General features: G+C 66.1%; 17 protein-coding genes and 1 pseudogene. 7 read left to right on the forward strand and 11 right to left on the reverse strand.

Features of this window, described 5'->3' with window-relative positions:
* Positions 1-41: 41 nt before the first annotated feature.
* The 5 genes from BCY78_RS16785 to glmU all read right to left on the reverse strand — a co-directional run bounded on the left by BCY78_RS16785 (position 42) and on the right by glmU (position 5039).
* Complete coding sequence (locus tag BCY78_RS16785) at positions 42-740, reverse strand: DNA alkylation repair protein (protein WP_068304226.1); 699 nt, start codon at positions 738-740, stop codon at positions 42-44.
* Entirely contained in the window at positions 737-1234 is a 498-nt protein-coding gene (locus BCY78_RS16790) for a DUF3833 family protein (protein ID WP_083195101.1), read from the reverse strand. Before BCY78_RS16790 ends, BCY78_RS16785 begins: the two co-directional genes overlap by 4 nt.
* 82 nt (positions 1235-1316) lie before the next feature.
* Positions 1317-1865, reverse strand: coding sequence for a pyridoxamine 5'-phosphate oxidase family protein (locus BCY78_RS16795; RefSeq protein ID WP_068304229.1), 549 nt, complete (start codon positions 1863-1865; stop codon positions 1317-1319).
* The gene (glmS, locus tag BCY78_RS16800) at positions 1865-3682 is read right to left on the reverse strand and encodes a glutamine--fructose-6-phosphate transaminase (isomerizing) (RefSeq protein WP_068304231.1); all 1818 of its coding nucleotides are present in this window, start codon (positions 3680-3682) and stop codon (positions 1865-1867) included. The genes BCY78_RS16795 and glmS overlap by 1 nt, the downstream gene beginning before the upstream one ends.
* Before the next feature lie 4 nt (positions 3683-3686).
* Complete coding sequence (glmU, locus tag BCY78_RS16805) at positions 3687-5039, reverse strand: bifunctional UDP-N-acetylglucosamine diphosphorylase/glucosamine-1-phosphate N-acetyltransferase GlmU (RefSeq protein ID WP_068304233.1); 1353 nt, start codon at positions 5037-5039, stop codon at positions 3687-3689.
* Positions 5040-5249: 210 nt separating this feature from the next.
* Here glmU and BCY78_RS16810 point away from each other — a divergent pair, with 210 nt between their 5' ends.
* Positions 5250-5666: a DUF1499 domain-containing protein gene (locus BCY78_RS16810; protein ID WP_068304237.1), complete on the forward strand. Its 417-nt coding sequence runs from the start codon at positions 5250-5252 to the stop codon at positions 5664-5666.
* A gap of 53 nt (positions 5667-5719) precedes the next feature.
* Here the strand turns inward: BCY78_RS16810 and BCY78_RS16815 are convergent, their stop codons facing one another.
* The 4 genes and pseudogenes from BCY78_RS16815 to BCY78_RS16830 form a co-directional block, all read right to left on the reverse strand.
* Positions 5720-6562 carry an ATP-binding protein gene (locus BCY78_RS16815; protein WP_068304238.1) on the reverse strand — a complete coding sequence of 281 codons (843 nt, stop codon included), beginning with the start codon at positions 6560-6562 and terminating at the stop codon, positions 5720-5722.
* Complete coding sequence (gene tatC, locus BCY78_RS16820; protein WP_068304240.1) at positions 6559-7446, reverse strand: twin-arginine translocase subunit TatC; 888 nt, start codon at positions 7444-7446, stop codon at positions 6559-6561. Before tatC ends, BCY78_RS16815 begins: the two co-directional genes overlap by 4 nt.
* 424 nt (positions 7447-7870) lie before the next feature.
* Positions 7871-8075 (reverse strand): annotated as a pseudogene (tatB, locus tag BCY78_RS26320) (Sec-independent protein translocase protein TatB); the annotation flags it as partial.
* Positions 8076-8113: 38 nt separating this feature from the next.
* Positions 8114-8341, reverse strand: a complete 228-nt coding sequence (locus BCY78_RS16830) for a twin-arginine translocase TatA/TatE family subunit (protein WP_068304241.1) — start codon at positions 8339-8341, stop codon at positions 8114-8116.
* Between the two features lie 178 nt (positions 8342-8519).
* On the opposite strand from BCY78_RS16830, the gene BCY78_RS16835 reads away from it, so the two are divergent.
* Positions 8520-8873: a YafY family protein gene (locus tag BCY78_RS16835; RefSeq protein WP_068304243.1), complete on the forward strand. Its 354-nt coding sequence runs from the start codon at positions 8520-8522 to the stop codon at positions 8871-8873.
* Between the two features lie 107 nt (positions 8874-8980).
* Positions 8981-9907, forward strand: a complete 927-nt coding sequence (locus BCY78_RS16840; protein WP_068304244.1) for a hypothetical protein — start codon at positions 8981-8983, stop codon at positions 9905-9907.
* Between the two features lie 183 nt (positions 9908-10090).
* Here BCY78_RS16840 and BCY78_RS16845 read toward each other — a convergent pair whose 3' ends face one another.
* Positions 10091-11680: an acyl-CoA dehydrogenase family protein gene (locus tag BCY78_RS16845; RefSeq protein WP_068304245.1), complete on the reverse strand. Its 1590-nt coding sequence runs from the start codon at positions 11678-11680 to the stop codon at positions 10091-10093.
* A gap of 168 nt (positions 11681-11848) precedes the next feature.
* Between BCY78_RS16845 and BCY78_RS16850 the strand changes: the two genes are divergently transcribed.
* The 4 genes from BCY78_RS16850 to BCY78_RS16865 all read left to right on the forward strand — a co-directional run bounded on the left by BCY78_RS16850 (position 11849) and on the right by BCY78_RS16865 (position 16016).
* Positions 11849-12145: a septum formation initiator family protein gene (locus tag BCY78_RS16850; RefSeq protein WP_068304247.1), complete on the forward strand. Its 297-nt coding sequence runs from the start codon at positions 11849-11851 to the stop codon at positions 12143-12145.
* 174 nt (positions 12146-12319) lie between these two features.
* Positions 12320-13309, forward strand: coding sequence for a pyruvate dehydrogenase (acetyl-transferring) E1 component subunit alpha (gene pdhA, locus BCY78_RS16855; protein ID WP_068304249.1), 990 nt, complete (start codon positions 12320-12322; stop codon positions 13307-13309).
* A 12-nt stretch (positions 13310-13321) separates the two neighbouring features.
* Entirely contained in the window at positions 13322-14695 is a 1374-nt protein-coding gene (locus BCY78_RS16860) for a pyruvate dehydrogenase complex E1 component subunit beta (protein WP_068304251.1), read from the forward strand.
* 10 nt (positions 14696-14705) lie between these two features.
* Positions 14706-16016: a pyruvate dehydrogenase complex dihydrolipoamide acetyltransferase gene (locus tag BCY78_RS16865; RefSeq protein ID WP_068304252.1), complete on the forward strand. Its 1311-nt coding sequence runs from the start codon at positions 14706-14708 to the stop codon at positions 16014-16016.
* A gap of 232 nt (positions 16017-16248) precedes the next feature.
* On the opposite strand, the gene cysE is transcribed toward BCY78_RS16865, so the two are convergent.
* On the reverse strand, positions 16249-17052 hold the full coding sequence (gene cysE / locus BCY78_RS16870; protein WP_068304257.1) for a serine O-acetyltransferase: 804 nt from the start codon (positions 17050-17052) through the stop codon (positions 16249-16251).
* Positions 17053-17084: the final 32 nt, after the last annotated feature.

A 17084-nucleotide genomic window follows, 5' to 3' on the forward strand; every position in this document is an offset into this window, starting at 1 on the left:
AGGCGCGCGGGGTGGGTGGGCGGGAGCGTGCCTTGGCCGCCTTATCCCAGATGCCGCGCCGCTTCCTTGCGGGCGAAGGACTTCAACCCGGCCCCATGCGCGTCGATCCACGCCCGGCTGCGCTCAGGGTCGTGCTTGGAAAGATCGCGCACCCACCAGGCGACGGCTTTCTGCATGAACCAGTCGCGATCCGCGACGAAGCCTTCGCACCAGCCCAGAACCCGCTCTCGCACGGCCAGATCGGCCTCTTTCGGGTTCGCCATCCGCGCCCAGGGCAAGGTCATCACCAAACTCGCGCGCCGGGTCCACATGTTCTCATGCGCAATCCAGCGCTCCAGCCGGTCCAGCCGCGACGGATCGGCCACCAGCCGCCGCCCGCCCGCCGAACTGGCGTGATCCGAGACCGCCCAGCCGTTGAAGCCCTCGGCCCAGCTTGCGATCAGCGCCCAAGCCGCCTCGTCCGGCCGCAGCCGCGCCTGCGTCAACAGCTTCGCCGCCGCGACCATCGCCTCGTGGATGTCGCTGGCCCAAAGCCCCGAGGCCAAAGCCACGCGTTCCTCGACCGAGGCCTCGGCCCGCCATGCGGCGACGAGGTCATCGACCTGCGGGTTCGCAAGGCCCAGATAGGGGCGGTCGATCTTGTGATAGGCCCGCATTTCTTCGGCGCGGGCCGGATCGGCAAGGGCGGCAAGCTGCGCAAGCGCGTTTTCGGTGGCGGTGTCGGTGCTGGGTTCGGTCATTCTCGGGTCATCTCGAAGCGGACGCGCCCGACAGGGAGACCCCAGCGGCGCACAATCGCCTCGTTGATAACCTTTCCATCGGGCGCGCGGTAGATCACGTCGGAGAAAGCCAGGCGCGTCACTCCCTCGAGCGATTCGAAATCGGCGGTGTAATCCATCCTGATCGATTCGCCCTCCTCGATCACCACGGCCTCGCCCACGGTATCCTCGCGCCGTCCGGTCCAGCGGCCCGGCCCGGCGCGGTCGAAAACCCAGGTCAGCCGACCGGTCTGTCCGTCGTCATAGGTGAAGTCCTCGGCCACGGTCAGCCGATCACCTTCGAGGCGTCCGTGGAGCTGTGCATCGAAGCGACGCTCATCGCCGGTCAGATCGACGCGGAACACGCCCCGCCCCCGGATCTCGCCCACGAAGACATCGGCGAGGGTCAGGGACCCGGCGGTCTCGGGCGCGGTGGGGGTGCGGGCGCAGGCCGACAGGGCGAGCGCGGGGGGCAGCGAGCAGGATCAGGCGGCGGGAGACGTGCATGGGGACCTCCGAGGGGCTTTCCCCAAGGTACGGCCCCCTGCCCCGCCTGGATCACTCCTCGGCGTTGATGCCGGTCGGGAAGCCATCCAGCGTGCGCGTGTTCTTCTCGTCCCAATAGGCGGCCATCGCCGCCTCGTCGCGCTGATCCGCCCATTGCCGCAAGGTGTCACGATCGCCGCTGAACTCAAAGAACGGCACGGCATAGCCGCAGGAGGTCTGCACGAGGTCGACCTCCATCACATAGATCTGCCGCGCGCCCGGGATCGGATCGAACAGGGCGTAGAGGTCCGTCCACTCGGCATCGCGCTGATGCACGGCGCGGGCCTCGCCATAGGCACGCAGGATCACCGGGCGGCGGTCGAAACTGCACCACATCAGCGTCATGCGCGGGTCGAGTTGTAGATGCCCGGCGGTCTCGTTGCCCGAGCCCGTGACGTTGAGCCAGACCACCCGGTTCGGCCCCGTCACGCGCAGGCTGTCCATGCCCTTGGGCGAGATATTGACCCGGCCCGTGGGCGCGGCAGTCCCCACGAAGAACATGTGCTGCGCCGCGATCAGGCGCAGATGGTCGTCCTCGAAATGCGGGAACTGCTTGGCCATTATTCCACCGTCACGGATTTCGCGAGGTTGCGCGGCTGGTCCACGTCGGTGCCGCGCGCCAGCGCAGTGTGATAGGCCAGCATCTGCGCCGGGACCGCGTAGACGATGGGCGCGATCAGATCCGAAACCGTGGGCATCGCCAGCTGCGCCCAGACCTTGCCGGCCTCATCGAGCCCCGCGCGGTCCGAGATCAGCACCACGAGGCCCTGACGCGCCATGACCTCCTGCATGTTGGACACGGTCTTCTCGTAAAGCGCGTCGCGGGGGGCCATGACGATCACCGGCAGGGTCTTGTCGATCAGCGCGATGGGGCCGTGCTTCAGCTCGCCCGAGGCATAGCCCTCGGCGTGGATGTAGCTGATTTCCTTGAGTTTCAGCGCAGCTTCCAGCGCCAAGGGGTACATCACCCCGCGCCCCAAGAAGAGCACGTCCTGCGCCTCGGCGATCTTGCGGGCGAGCGCCTTGATCTCTTCCTCGCGGTCGAGGGCCTGGGCCAACGTGCCAGGCAGCATGCGCAGCTCGGCCAGCTTCTCGGCCAGCGCCGCATCGTCGAGGCGGCCCCGGTCATGGGCGGCCTTCAGGGCCAGCAGGCACAGGACCAGCAGCTGCGCGGTGAAGCCCTTGGTCGAGGCGACCGAGATCTCGGGCCCGGCAAGGATCGGCAGCGCCACATCGGTTTCCCGCGCGATGGACGAGGTCGGCACGTTCACCACGCCGATCGTCCGCTCCAGCTTGCCGTCCACATGGCGCAGGGCTGCCAAGGTGTCCGCGGTCTCGCCAGATTGGCTGACGAAGATGCCGATGCCCTTGTCGCTGAGGACCGGCTGGCGATAGCGGAATTCCGAGGCGATATCGATGTCGCAGGGCAGGCCCGCGATCTGCTCGAACCAGTATTTCGCCACCTGCGTCGCGTAATGGCCGGTGCCGCAGGCAACCATCGTCACGCGGTCGCATTGGCTGAAATCGACGCTCTCGGGGAAGGCCAGCGATTGCCCGTCCGGCGCAAGGTGGAAGGCCAGACCGGCGCCAAGCACCGAGGGCTGCTCGTGAATTTCCTTGGCCATGAAGTGCTTATGGCCCGCCTTGTCGACCCGCGTCTGATCCAGACGGATGGTGGTCACGGCCCGGTTCACGCGGTTGCCCGACAGGTCATAGAAGGTCGCGCCGGCGCGGGTCACGACGACCCAATCGCCTTCCTCAAGGTAAGTCACGCGGTCGGTCATCGGCGCCAAGGCAATCGCATCAGAGCCGAGGAACATCTCGCCCTCGCCCCAGCCCACGGCCAAGGGCGAGCCCTTGCGGGCGCCGATCATCAGGTCTTCCTCGCCCTCGAACAGGAAGGCGAGCGCGAAGGCCCCGTCCAGCCGCGCCAGCGTTGCGCCGACGGCCTGCTGCGGGTCCATGCCCTGATCCATGTGGTGCCGGGTCAGCAGCGCGACCGTCTCGGTATCGGTATCCGTCTCATGACCCAGACCCGCCGCCGCCAGCTCTTCACGCAGGCTGCGGAAGTTCTCGATGATGCCGTTGTGGACGACGGTCACCGGGCCCGACCGATGCGGATGCGCGTTCTTAACGTTAGGTTCGCCATGGGTGGCCCAACGGGTGTGGCCGATGCCGGCCTTCCCGGCGAGGGGTTCATGCACCAGAAGGTCCGACAGGTTCACCAGCTTGCCGACGGCGCGGCGGCGGTCGAGCTTGCCCGTGTTCACCGTGGCGATGCCCGCGCTGTCATAGCCGCGATATTCCAGCCGCTTGAGCGACTCGAGGATCAGCGGCGACACCTCATGCGATCCCAGAACCCCGACGATCCCGCACATGCTCTCAACCCTCTTTCTTTTTCGACGCTTTCAGCGCCTTCAATCGGTCCATCAGCCGAACGGCCAGACCGGGTTTGTTGTCCTGACGCGCCCGCGCGATCGCCAAAGCCTCGGCCGGGACGTCCTGCGTGATCACCGAGCCCGAGCCCGTCATCGCCCGGTCGCCGACCTTCACCGGCGCGACCAGCATGGTGTTCGAGCCGATGAAAGCGTTCTTGCCGATCACGGTGCGGTGCTTGAAGACACCGTCGTAATTGCAGGTGATGGTGCCCGCGCCGATATTCGTGCCCTCGCCCACATCCGCGTCACCAATATAGGTCAGGTGGTTCACCTTGGCGCCTTCTTCGATATTGGCGTTCTTGATCTCGACGAAATTGCCGACATGGGCATGTTCCGCCAGATAGGCATCGGGGCGCAGGCGGGCGAAGGGGCCGACCGTGGCGCCGCGGCTGACATGGCAACCCTCCAGATGGCAGAACGCGCGGATCGTGGCATCGGTCTCGACGGTGACGCCGGGGCCGAAGACCACATTGGGGCCCACGACGGCGTCGCGACCGATCACCGTGTCCAGCGCGAAATGGATGGTCTCCGGCGCGATCAGGTTCACGCCATTCTCGAACGCCTCGGCCCGCATCCGTTGCTGGAAGGCGGCCTCGGCGGCGGCCAGCTCGGCGCGGGTGTTGATGCCCAGCGTCTCGGCCTCGTCGCAGCGCACGGCGCCGACCGAGAGACCCTTTTGTCTGGCAATAGCCACAATGTCGGTTAAGTAGAATTCACCGGCAGCATTCTCGTTTCCGACACCATCGATAAGTTCGAAAAGTGTCATCGCATCCGCGCAAACAACGCCCGAGTTGCACAGGGTGATGGCGCGGTCGGCCTCGGTCGCGTCCTTGTATTCGACGATCCGCTCCAGCTGCTCACCGTCCATCACGAGGCGCCCGTAGCGGCCCGGATCGGCGGCCTCGAAGCCAAGTACGACGACGGCGTGACGCTCGCGGGCTTCGCGCATCGCTTCTAGCGTTTCGATGCGGACAAAAGGCGTGTCACCATAGAGGATCACCGCATCACCCTTGAAACCGCCGAGGGCCTCGCGCGCCTGAGCGACGGCATGGGCGGTGCCCAGCTGCTCCGCCTGATGGGCGATGTGAACCTCGGGATCTTCAGCGCGGGCGGCTTTGGCGACGGCCTCGGCACCGTGGCCGGTCACGACGACGACGCGCTCCGGCGACAGCTGCGCGCCGGTGCGCAAGGCATGGGCCAGAAGCGGTGCGCCACCCAGCGGATGCAGGACCTTCGGAAGGTCAGAGTTCATCCGGCTGCCAAGGCCGGCGGCAAGGATGACGAGGGAGACGGACATGCGGTACCTGCTCAAGATTTTCGCCCGTTTTACCCCACGGCAGAGTCAATGCAAGGCGGGGCCCGATCACAGCGCGTGACAGGCTGAAACACGGGCAGGAACCCGCGCGCGAAACGGTCACGATGATGCCTTGCGCGCCGCGGTGCGGCCCATGCTAGGCTGGGACTTCTCCCGGCAATCGGGAGGACGGAAAGACAGGGACGGTTTCGTATGAGGATCTTCGGAGCTTTCGCGGTGATACTGGCGCTGATTGCGGTCGGCTTCGCGGTCTATGTCCGCGTGGCCCCGTCAGACCCCGCGCGCTGGCATGTCGACCCGCTGACGGTGGCCGATCCTTTCCAGCCGCATTTCGCCCGTGTCGACCGTGTGGTCGCACAGCCGCCGCAGATCGTCGCGCAAAGCATTGCCCGGCACGCAGACATGGAGGGCGCCGTTCTGCTGGCCGGCGATGCGCAAGACGGCACCTGGGTGGCGCGGACACCGATCATGGGCTACCCGGATTATGTGTCGATCCGCCTGATCCCCGAGGGCGAAGGTACCCGCATCGTCGCTTTCTCGCGCTCAAGGTTCGGCTATTCCGACCGGGGCGTGAACCGCGCCCGGCTGGGTCGGTGGTTGCCCGAGTGATCCCCCAAAGTGAGCCGGCGTAGGGTGGGGTTTCACCCCACCGCTCGCGTCCCTCAGACCGCGTGCCCCATCCGTCCCGCGAGGTCGCAGAAGAACTGCCACGCCACCCGGCCCGAGCGCCCACCGCGCGTCGCCTGCCATTCGATGGCCTCGGCCCGCAGTTGCGCCGGGTCCACGACCAGCCCGTGCTCGGCGATATAGCCGTCGATCATCGCCAGATAATCGTCCTGCGAACAAGGGTGGAAGCCCAGCCACAGGCCAAAGCGGTCGGACAGCGAGACCTTCTCCTCGACGGCCTCGCCCGGCGTGATCGCGGTCGAGCGCTCGTTCTCGATCATGTCGCGCGGCATCAGGTGGCGGCGGTTCGAGGTGGCATAGAGGATCACATTGGCCGGACGGCCCTCGATCCCGCCATCCAGCACCGCCTTCAGCGATTTGTAATGCGTGTCGTCATGCGAGAACGACAGGTCATCGCAGAACAGCACGAAGCGGCGATCCGGCGCGCTGCGAAGATGGTTCAGCAGCCGGCCGACCGAGGGCAGATCCTCGCGCTGGATCTCGACCAGCGTGCAGGGGTGGCCTTGGGCCAGAACCTCGGCATGGACGGCCTTCACCAGCGACGACTTGCCCATCCCGCGCGAGCCCCAGAGCAGCGCGTTGTTCGCCGCATAGCCGCGCGCGAATTGCAGCGTGTTCTGCAGCAGGATGTCGCGCGCACGTCCGATGCCATGCAGCAGCGAGAGCGGCACGCGGCTGACCTGCGGGACGGGTTCCAGCCGGTCGGGCGTGGTGTGCCAGACAAAGGCATCGGCCCCGGTGAAATCCGGGGCCGGCGCGGGTGCAGGGCTGAGACGCTCAAGCGCCTCGGCGATGCGGGTCAGGATCAGATCAGTCATTCTTCCAGGTCTTCAGGGTCCAACAGGCCTTCGGCGATCAGCTCGGCGTTGCGCTTCTTCTCCACGCGACCAACGAGGATTACCGAGATCTCGTAGAGCGCATAGACGACCGTGAACAGGATCACCTGCGTCACCACATCCGGCGGCGTCACGAGGGCCGCGAGCACCAGGATCCCCACGACCGCCCATTTGCGACCCGCGCGCAGGGCCGCGGCCGAGATCAGCCCGGCCTTGCCCATCAGCGTCAGCAGCACGGGCAGCTGGAAGCACAGGCCGAAGGCGATGATCATCTTCAGCGTGATGTCGAGCGTCTCGTTGACCTTGCCGTTGAAGACAATGTCGATCCCTTGCGAGGCCGCCATCTCGACCGGCGTGGACCCTGCCCCGCCTTCGGTAAAATAGGCGGCGATCAGCGAAGGGACGTCGGCAAAGCCCAGAAAGAAGCCCATCGCCATCGGCACCACGACGTAATGCGCGAAGGCGGCGCCCATCAGGAACAGCACGGGCGAGGAGATCAGGAACGGCAGGAAGGCGTTCTGTTCGGATTTGTAGAGGCCCGGCGCCACGAAGCGCCACAGCTGGTAACCGATCACCGGGAAGGCCAGCACGAAGCCGCCGACCATCGAGATCTGCACCAGCGTGAAGAAATACTCCTGCGGCGCGGTGTATTGCATCACCGGGTTCGGGTTGCCCAGCGAGCGCATCGTGTCCTCGATCGGATGGAGCAGGAAATCGAGCAGCTGGTCACCGAAGGCGAAGCAGAAGACCATGGCCACCACGAAGGCGACCACGGACCAGATCAGGCGGCTGCGCAGTTCGGCCAGATGCTCGATCAGCGGGGCCGAGCTGTCGTCGATGGTATCGGCTTGGGGTTTCGCGGCCATGGTCAGCGTTCGGCTTCCGGCTGGGGACGCGGCGGGGTGGCGTCCGCGTCAGACGAAGTCTCGGGGGTCGTTTCGGCACGCGCGGAGGCCTCTGCCTCGCGGCGGGCACGGATATCCGCGGCCTGCTGGCGCGCGGCGTTCGATTTCTCGACCCGTTTCAGGCGCTCGGCCTCAGTCGCCGACAATTCGGCATTGCGACGGGCGAGGTCCTGCGCGGCGATTTCGTCATCCTCGGCCTCGGCCACATCCTCGATGGAGACCGGGCTGACCTCGGCGGAGGCGGGCGGCATCGTCGGGTTCGCCTTCGAGCCCGCAGCGGGGCTGCCGGGCTTCCGCACATCCGGTCGGTTGACGCCGATATCCTTGAATTCCTTCTCGATATCGTCGAATCCCGTGGCTTCCTTGAAGCCCTGCCCTGAGGCCGTGCGCTTGAAATCCTTGACGATGTCGTTGACGCCGGTTTCCTTGGCGGCCGCATCCATGGCGCGCTGGAACTCGCGCGCCATGCCCCGGGCCTTGCCGGTGACCTGGCCCAGCGTGTGGAACATCTTGGGCAGGTCCTTGGGACCGACCACGATCAACGCCACGACGCCGACGACCAGCATTTCGGACATGCCGATGTCGAACATGAGCCGCTCCTTGCGGTGTCAGGAAGGAAAGCGCGAAATCACGCGCGGTCGCGCGGCTCGGTCTGCGGGGTCACGTCGCGGGCGTTCTCGGCCGGGGTCTCGCGCTGGTTCTCCAGCTCCTCGCTGCCGTCCTTCACGCCGCGCTTGAACGCGGTGATGCCTTTGCCGACTTCGCCCATCAGGCTCGAGACCTTACCGCGGCCAAAGAGCACGAGGACGACCACGGCGATCAGGAGAAGGCCGGGAATACCGATATTGTTGAGCATGGCTCTGTCCTTTTCTGCGGGGCCCATTCGGCGCGGATCGGCCGGCCGGGCGCTGACTTCTCCCCTGAAATAGGCCTTTGCGCGCCGCGATCCTAGACTGATTCCGGCGCCAAAGGGGGTGGCGGGGCGGCTCTCCTGACAGTATTTTGTCAGTTGCTCCCGTCGAAAGTGAGGCGCCATGAACCGTGACCAGAGGCTCTATGACCTCGTGCAGATCCTGCGCGACGGCAAGTTGCACACGGCGAGCGAGCTGTCCGACCGGATGGGGGTTTCGACCCGGACAATCTGGCGCGACATGGCGATGATGGCGGCGACGGGCATCCCCGTCGAGGGCGAGCGCGGGCTTGGCTATATCCTGCGCGGGTCGCTGGTCCTGCCGCCGACCGCGTTGACACCGGACGAGGCCACGGTGCTGGGCGAGGCGCTGCGCAGCGTGGCCGAAGATGACAGCCATCCCCGTCAGCGTGCCGCCCGGACCCTGTTGTACAAGATCGCAACATTGCTACCGCAGGCCGGGCTGGGCGACATCTGAGCCTTGCTTCCGCCCTTGCACACGCAGGACGATCCTCACCGATTTACGATATCCGGACGACAGGCGCGGTGCTACGGATTTCACAGTTAACCCGTTCAGGATCGCCCATGATTCGCGCCGTTACCCTCCCCGCCCTTCTCGTTCTCTCGCTGTCGACCGGCATGGCCCTTGCGCAAACTGACAAGGACCCCGGCCAGCCCGCCAGCGGCGCGGCCCCCCAGCCAACCGTTCTTGGTCAGGTCGGGGAATGGACCCTGACCCGCTATGGCTCGGCCCAGCAGCCGGCGTTCTGCACCGTCTCGCACATCACCGCGAGCGAGCATGGCCTGTGGTTCAGCGCCGATGGCGTGAGCACAGCCTTCGGTTTCTCGGCCCTTGGCAGTGCGGCAATCGACACGACGATCCCGGTGACGATCGCGTGGGTCGGCAACCAGCGCGGCAGCGAGCAGGTCAACATGGTGCTGGATTGGAGCGAGGGTTTCCCGTGGCGCAGCTACCGCGCCTCGAACGCCGAGCCGGACGGGTGGATGGATGTGTTCCAGAACGCCTCGTCGATCAGCTTCCGCTATGACGGCGGCATGGCGGGCCAGCAGGAGGCGAGCTTCTCGCTGGCCGGGTCGAGCCGCGCGATGCGGGCCGCACTGGATTGCGCGATGCCGGGCAATTCCTCCGCGCCAGTGCAGCCCGATGCGGCGACGGCGGCCGCAGCGCCCCGCGTCGCGGGCGAGCCCTATGTGATCCGCGGCACCTGCCGACTGGTGGTCGAGGGCGTGACCTATATCGACCGGCGCGGCGATTGCCCGATCTGGATGGAGAATGACGGCTCGGGCGGTTTCTGGATCAACACCGACCGCGAAGGCACGCTGCCCGACTATTTCGCCGAGCTCTCGCCGATGGGGGATGGCACGGCCTCGGGCCATTGGAACGGCTCGCCCGGCGCGACCCATGCGCAAGGGTTCCTCGGCGAGGATTTCCGCATGGGCGCCGGCGGTTGCTGGATCGGTCAGCGCGCGACGATCTGCGCGGCGCGGTAAGGGAAGCCGGGCAAGCGCCGGCCCGTGGGATGGCGCTGTGACGGCTGGATGGGGCACTTTATCGGGCCAAATCCGCCTGACGGCCGAGCCGCGCTTGCGGCAACCAAAGCGCCAGCCCGTAGGGGCGGGCCGGCGCTTGCCCGGCGCCTTCGGCTTTTTCCGGGCTGACGGGTGGCAAGCGTGTCAGACCTCGGCCAGCACCCGTTGCGCGTCCACCGCGCCGACCGCCCCACGCACCCAGCCGCGGGCGCCGAAGCGGGTGGCCAACCACTCGCCGGCCAGCGGGCTGTCGGCCAGCATCACCGCGCCCGTGAGCAACATCGCCAGTGATTCCGCGAACCAGCGGGCTTCGGCTTCCATAGGCAGCCCCGGCCACCGTTCGCGATGCGCCGCCAGCGCGGTGTCGTAGCGCGGATCAAGCCCCCGCGCGCTGTCCAGCCGGGCGTTGAGCTGGGCCACGGCCTCGGGCTCCTTCACGCAAGAGCGCAGGATATCGAGGCAGATCACATTGCCCGACCCTTCCCAGATCGAGTTCAGCGGCGCCTCGCGGTAGAGCATCGGCAGGGGCGTGTCCTCGACGTAGCCCATGCCCCCCAAGGCCTCCATGCATTCATAGACCATGTTCGGCGCGAGCTTGTTGTTGAGGAACTTCGCCAAGGCCACCGACAGCCGCGCATAGGGTCTACGCGCCGGATCGTCGAAGGATCGCGCCACGTCCATCGCCAGCAGGAAGGCTCCCTCGGCCTCGAGCGCGAGGTCGGCCAGCGTCGCGGCCATCAGCGGCTGGTCAATCAGCGTCTTCTGGAACACCCGCCGCCCGCGCGCCCATTGCACCGCCTCGCCCAAAGCGGCCCGCATGAAACTGGTGGGCGCAATGGCGGTGTCGAGGCGGGTGTGATGCACCATCTCGATGATCGTCGGCACGCCGCGACCGGGCTCGCCCAGCAGATGGGCATAGGTGCCGTCGTACTCAATCTCGGACGAAGCGTTGGCCTTGTTCCCCAGCTTGTCCTTCAGCCGCAGGATGGTGAAGGGGTTGCGGGTGCCATCGGGTAGCCAACGCGGCACGAGGAAACAGCTGATCGCCCCGTCGAGCTGCGCCAAGGTCAGAAACCCGTCGCACATCGGGGCCGAGCAGAACCATTTGTGGCCGTGCAGCCGATAGCCCTCGCCATCCTTGACGGCGGTGGTCGCATTGGCGCGCACGTCCGAGCCGCCCTGCTTCTCCGTCATCGCCATGCCCAAAGTGGCCGAGCCCTTGCGGTCCACCGACACCCGCGCCGGATCATAGGCGGGCGCCATCAGCCGGGGCTGCCACAGCGCCGCCAGATCCGGGTTCGCCGACAGCGCCGGGATAGCGGCATAGGTCATGGTCATCGGGCAGCAGACCCCGGGCTCGACCTGCCCCATCATGAAGTTGATCGCGGCGTGGCGCGCGTGACTGCCGGTCCCGTCCCAAGCGGTAGCGGCATAGCCGGCCTCCATCCCCAGTTGCATCATGCGGTGATAGCCGGGATGGAAATGCACCTCGTCGATGCGGCGGCCGGAACGGTCGAAGGTCCGCAGTTGCGGCAGCACCGTCTGGGCATCGCGCGCGGCCTCGCGGACTTCATCCGAGCCCAGCGCGGCGCCCAAGGCCGCCAGCCCGGCGTCCTCGCCCATCAAGCGGCGCAGCGTGGCATCCTGCGCCCAGGGATCGCGGTGTCGCATCTGCGGCTGGTTGAAAACCTCATGCGTGCCCAAGCGGCTGCGCGGCGCGGCGGCGTCGGTCATACTCTCTCTCCCCTTTGGGCCGGAGCCTGCGCCCGTGCCCCGGGGTGTGGCAAGCATGACCCGGCGTCGGTGTTTCGCCGCCCGGTTGCGGCCACGGGGATTCCCTTTGCCCCCGGTTTCTGGCAGGGTCTGCCCAGACGGCCCCCAAAGAGGCTGCGAGCAGGTCCCATGAGCAGAAAACGCCCCGCCTTCGGGCCGGTCATCTACTACGCGATCACCGGCACCTTCGGCGCCTACCTGACCTTTGCCGCCGTGCAGGGGGAATACGGGCTGTTCCGTCGCATCCAGATCGAGGCCGACGCCGCCCAGCTGGAGGTCGAACGCGACCGACTGGCCGCCGATCTGTCCGAGATCGAGAACCGCACGCGGCGGCTGTCGGACGAGTACCTGGACCTCGACCTTCTGGACCAACAGGCGCGCGAAGTGCTGGGCTATGTCCGCGCCGACGAGATTGTCCTACGCTAACAGGATATCCATGCTAGTTTGATCCGCGAACCCTGCCATTTCGGGGGGGCGTCGGCGTGCGTTGCACAGGGCTGGCAGCAGCCCTGCGGAATTCGCCCTCGCTTTTCGACATGGCTTGGTGTAGTAGATTGTTTAATGCTAAACTATCCCGTACGCGACCAGGGGGAGGCACCGATGGCTGCGAGAAAAACCACCGAGAAATCAAACGTCTCGGGTGAGGAACTGCTCAAATATTACCGCGACATGCTTTTGATTCGACGCTTCGAAGAGAAGGCGGGTCAGCTTTATGGCATGGGCCTGATCGGTGGTTTCTGCCACCTCTACATCGGGCAGGAAGCCGTTGTCGTGGGCCTCGAGGCTGCGGCCAAGGACGGCGACAAGCGCATCACCTCGTACCGCGACCACGGCCATATGCTGGCCTGTGGCATGGACCCCAAGGGCGTGATGGCCGAGCTCACGGGCCGCGAAGGCGGATACTCGAAGGGCAAGGGCGGCTCGATGCACATGTTCTCGAAAGAGAAGCATTTCTACGGCGGCCACGGCATCGTCGGCGCGCAGGTGCCGCTGGGCACCGGTCTTGCCTTCTCGGACAAGTACAAGGGCAACGACAACGTCACCTTCACCTATTTCGGGGACGGCGCGGCGAACCAAGGCCAGGTCTACGAGAGCTATAACATGGCCGAGCTGTGGAACCTGCCGGTCGTCTACGTGATCGAGAACAACCAATACGCCATGGGCACCTCGACCAAGCGCGCGACCAAGTCGCCGAACCTGTGGGAGCGCGGTGCGGCCTACGGGATCAAGGGCGAGGCCGTCGACGGCATGGACGTGATGGCGGTCAAAGCCGCGGCGGAGAAGGCGATTGCCGCCTGCCGCGCGGGCGAAGGCCCCTATATCCTGGAAGTGATGACCTATCGCTACCGTGGCCACTCGATGTCGGACCCGGCCAAGTACCGGACCCGCGAGGAAGTGCAGAAGATGCGCGAAGAGCGCGACCCGATCGAGCGCGTGCGCGAGATGCTGGTGTCGAGCGGTCAGGCCTCGGACGAGGACCTGAAAGCCATCGACAAGGAGATCAAGGCGATCGTGAACGAGAGCGCCGAATTCTCGAAAGACAGCCCCGAGCCGTCGCTCGACGAGCTGTGGACCGATATCTACGCCTGAGGGAGGAAACTGATGGCAACGCAAATCCTGATGCCCGCCCTCTCGCCGACGATGGAAGAGGGCACCCTGGCCAAATGGCTGGTCAAAGAGGGTGACACCGTAACCTCGGGGATGATCATCGCCGAGATCGAGACCGACAAGGCGACGATGGAATTCGAAGCCGTGGACGAAGGTACCGTCGGCAAGATCCTGATCGCCGAGGGCACCGAGGGCGTGAAAGTGAACACGCCCATCGCGGTTCTGGTCGAAGAAGGCGAAAGCGCCGATGACGTGGAGGCTCCGGCCGCTGCGGCACCGGCTCCGGCGGCGGAACCCGCGCCGGCTGCGGCGCCCGCCGCTTCGGCCCCTGCGGCTCCGGCCGCACCTGCTGCTGCGCCCACGCCCGATTGGCCCGAAGGCACCAAGATGAAGTCGATGACCGTGCGGGAAGCCCTGCGCGAGGCCATGGCGGAAGAGATGCGCTCGAACGAGAACGTCTTCCTCATGGGCGAGGAAGTCGGCGAGTATCAAGGCGCCTACAAGATCAGCCAAGGCCTGCTCGATGAATTCGGCGCGCGCCGGGTGATCGACACGCCGATCACCGAAGCCGGGTTCGCCGGTCTCGCCGTCGGCGCCGCCTGGGGTGGTCTGAACCCGATCGTCGAGTTCATGACCTTCAACTTCGCGATGCAGGCGATCGACCATCTGATCAACTCGGCCGCGAAGACCAACTACATGTCGGGCGGCCAGCTGCCCTGCCCCATCGTCTTCCGCGGTCCGAACGGCGCCGCCGCCCGCGTGGGCGCGCAGCACAGCCAGGATTACGCCGCCTGGTACGGCCATGTGCCGGGCCTGAAGGTGGTGATGCCCTATTCGGCAGCTGACGCGAAAGGCCTGCTGAAATCGGCGATCCGCGACGGCAACCCGGTGGTGTTCCTCGAGAACGAGATCCTCTACGGCCGCACCTTCGAAGTGCCGGACATGGACGATTTCACCGTGCCGATCGGCAAGGCGCGCATCGCCCGTGAGGGCAAGGACGTGACCATCGTCTCCTTCGGCATCGGCATGACCTATGCGCTGGAAGCGGCCGAGAAGCTGGCCTCTGAGGGCATCGACGCCGAGGTCATCGACCTGCGTACGATCCGCCCGATGGACACCGCAACCATCCTCGCCTCGGTGAAGAAGACCAACCGTCTGGTCACCGTCGAGGAAGGTTTCCCGCAATCCTCGGTCGGCAACTTCATCTCAGCCACCGTGATGATGGAGGCCTTCGACTACCTTGACGCGCCGGTGATCAACCTGTGCGGCAAGGACGTGCCGATGCCCTATGCGGCGAATCTCGAGAAACTGGCGCTGGTTACCACCGCCGAGGTGATCGAGGCCGTCAAAAAAGTCACCTATCGCTGAGGAGGTCATCATGCCCACGGAAATCCTGATGCCCGCCCTGTCGCCCACCATGGAAGAGGGCACGCTGGCCAAATGGCTGGTCAAAGAGGGTGATACGGTCAGCTCGGGCGATGTCATCGCCGAGATCGAGACCGACAAGGCGACGATGGAATTCGAAGCCGTCGACGAAGGCGTCATCGGCAAGATCCTGATCGCGGAAGGCAGCGAAGGGGTGAAGGTCAACACCCCGATCGCCGTACTGCTGGAAGAGGGCGAAAGCGCCGATGCCATCGGGTCTGCGCCCAAGGCGGAAGCCAAGGCCGAGGCCCCTGCCCCGGCTGTCGCTCAGGCCGCGGCCCCTGCTGCGGCTCCGGCCGCCGCGCCGGCTCCGGTCGCGGATGGCAAGCGCGTCTTCGCCTCGCCGCTGGCCCGTCGCATCGCCGCGGACAAGGGGCTGGACCTGAGCCAGCTCAAGGGCTCGGGCCCGCATGGCCGCATCGTGAAAGCGGATGTCGAGAACGCGACCGCCACGCCGAAAGCGGCAGCTCCGGTGGCGGCGACTTCTGCCCCGGCAGCGGCGGCGGCTCCGGCCAAGGCCGCGATGGCCACGGGTCCGGATGCCAACACCGTGATGAAGATGTTCGAGGGCCGCGACTTCGAAGAGGTCAAGCTCGACGGCATGCGCAAGACGGTGGCCGCGCGCCTGACCGAAGCCAAGCAGACCATCCCGCATTTCTACCTGCGCCGCTCGGTGCAGCTGGATGCGCTGATGAAGTTCCGCGCGCAGCTGAATGGTCAGTTGGAAAGCCGTGGTGTGAAGCTGTCGGTCAACGACTTCATCATCAAGGCCTGCGCGATGGCCCTGCAGAAGGTGCCGGATGCCAATGCCGTCTGGGCCGGCGACCGGATGCTGAAGCTGAAGCCCTCGGACCTCGCAGTCGCGGTGGCCGTGGATGGCGGCCTGTTCACCCCGGTGATCAAGGACGCCCATCTGAAGTCGCTCTCGGCCCTCTCGGCCGAGATGAAGGACCTCGCCACCCGCGCCCGCAACCGCAAGCTCGCGCCGCATGAATATGTCGGCGGCAGCTTCGCGATCTCCAACCTCGGGATGTTCGGCATCGAGAATTTCGACGCCGTGATCAACCCGCCGCATGGCTCGATCCTGGCCGTCGGCGCGGGGATCAAGCAGCCGGTGGTCAAGGCGGATGGCGAGATCGGCGTTGCGACGGTGATGTCGATGACCCTCTCGGTCGATCACCGCGTGATCGATGGCGCACTGGGGGCCGAGTTCCTCGGGGCGATCATCGAGAACCTCGAGAACCCGATGGCCATGCTGGCCTGATCCTGCCCCAACAGAAACGCAGAACGGCCGCTCCTTCCGGGGCGGCCGTTTTGATTCTGGGTTTCAGAATATCGACATTCTGCACTCGGCATGCCTTGCACTAGCGCAGAAATGTCACTTTCCCAACATTGCCCCAAAGGCCTGACCTTCGCCCTTTCACTTTGTCGGAAATACTCGCGGGGGATCCAAGGGGGCAGCCAGCCCACTTGGCCGCGCTCTCGACAAGCGGGCGTCAGTTCTTGAAGCGGTGATCCATCGACAGCGCAGGCTGGGCGCAACCTGCCTCGCCGACGATCTTGGCAGGAATGCCAGCGACGGTCTTGCAAGGCGGCACATCGGCCAGCACGACCGACCCCGCGGCAATCCGCGAATTGGCCCCGACGGTGATGTTGCCCAGCACCTTCGCACCGGCGCCGATCAGGACGCCGTCACCAATCTTCGGATGACGGTCGCCGTCTTCCTTGCCGGTGCCACCCAGCGTCACCGAATGGAGCATCGAGACGTTGTCGCCGACCACGGCCGTCTCGCCGATGACGATGGAATGCGCGTGGTCGATCATGATGCCCTTGCCGATCCGGGCGGCGGGATGGATGTCGATACCGAACATCTCCGAGATGCGCATCTGCACGAACAGCGCCATGTCGCGGCGACCGGAATCCCACAGCCAATGGCCAACGCGGTAGGCCTGCACGGCCTGGTAGCCTTTGAAATACATCACCGGCTGCAGAAGACGGTGGCAGGCCGGGTCGCGCTCGTGCACGGCGACAAGGTCGGCACGCGCCGCCTCGCCCAGCCAAGGGGCGGCGGCATAGGCCTCTTCGGCGATCTCGCGGAGGATCTGCTCGCTGATCTCGGCCGAGGAGAGTTTCAGCGCGAAGCGATAGGCCAGCGCGCGCTCCATCGTCGGATGGTGAAGCAGATTGTTGTGCATGACCCCGCCGAGAAGCGGCTCGTCCTGCACGACTTCACGGGCCTCGTCACAGATGCGCTGCCAGACCGGGTCGAATTGCGAAAGGCGGGCTTTGATCTCGGGCATGGCGCATCTCCGGGGTTCGTCTATTTCGCAAA

The organism is Pararhodobacter sp. CCB-MM2 (genome assembly GCF_001691415.1).
In the GTDB taxonomy this organism is placed as follows: domain Bacteria; phylum Pseudomonadota; class Alphaproteobacteria; order Rhodobacterales; family Rhodobacteraceae; genus Pararhodobacter.

Excerpts from the sequence above, each read along its gene's own strand:
- BCY78_RS16785 (WP_068304226.1), bottom strand. The coding sequence starts at position 740 with ATGACCGAACCCAGCACCGACACCGCCACCGAAAACGCGCTTGCGCAG.
- BCY78_RS16795 (WP_068304229.1), bottom strand. The coding sequence starts at position 1,865 with ATGGCCAAGCAGTTCCCGCATTTCGAGGACGACCATCTGCGCCTGATC.
- glmS (WP_068304231.1), bottom strand. The coding sequence starts at position 3,682 with ATGTGCGGGATCGTCGGGGTTCTGGGATCGCATGAGGTGTCGCCGCTG.
- glmU (WP_068304233.1), bottom strand. The coding sequence starts at position 5,039 with ATGTCCGTCTCCCTCGTCATCCTTGCCGCCGGCCTTGGCAGCCGGATG.
- BCY78_RS16810 (WP_068304237.1), top strand. The coding sequence starts at position 5,250 with ATGAGGATCTTCGGAGCTTTCGCGGTGATACTGGCGCTGATTGCGGTC.
- BCY78_RS16815 (WP_068304238.1), bottom strand. The coding sequence starts at position 6,562 with ATGACTGATCTGATCCTGACCCGCATCGCCGAGGCGCTTGAGCGTCTC.
- tatC (WP_068304240.1), bottom strand. The coding sequence starts at position 7,446 with ATGGCCGCGAAACCCCAAGCCGATACCATCGACGACAGCTCGGCCCCG.
- BCY78_RS16830 (WP_068304241.1), bottom strand. The coding sequence starts at position 8,341 with ATGCTCAACAATATCGGTATTCCCGGCCTTCTCCTGATCGCCGTGGTC.
- BCY78_RS16835 (WP_068304243.1), top strand. The coding sequence starts at position 8,520 with ATGAACCGTGACCAGAGGCTCTATGACCTCGTGCAGATCCTGCGCGAC.
- BCY78_RS16840 (WP_068304244.1), top strand. The coding sequence starts at position 8,981 with ATGATTCGCGCCGTTACCCTCCCCGCCCTTCTCGTTCTCTCGCTGTCG.
- BCY78_RS16845 (WP_068304245.1), bottom strand. The coding sequence starts at position 11,680 with ATGACCGACGCCGCCGCGCCGCGCAGCCGCTTGGGCACGCATGAGGTT.
- BCY78_RS16850 (WP_068304247.1), top strand. The coding sequence starts at position 11,849 with ATGAGCAGAAAACGCCCCGCCTTCGGGCCGGTCATCTACTACGCGATC.
- pdhA (WP_068304249.1), top strand. The coding sequence starts at position 12,320 with ATGGCTGCGAGAAAAACCACCGAGAAATCAAACGTCTCGGGTGAGGAA.
- BCY78_RS16860 (WP_068304251.1), top strand. The coding sequence starts at position 13,322 with ATGGCAACGCAAATCCTGATGCCCGCCCTCTCGCCGACGATGGAAGAG.
- BCY78_RS16865 (WP_068304252.1), top strand. The coding sequence starts at position 14,706 with ATGCCCACGGAAATCCTGATGCCCGCCCTGTCGCCCACCATGGAAGAG.
- cysE (WP_068304257.1), bottom strand. The coding sequence starts at position 17,052 with ATGCCCGAGATCAAAGCCCGCCTTTCGCAATTCGACCCGGTCTGGCAG.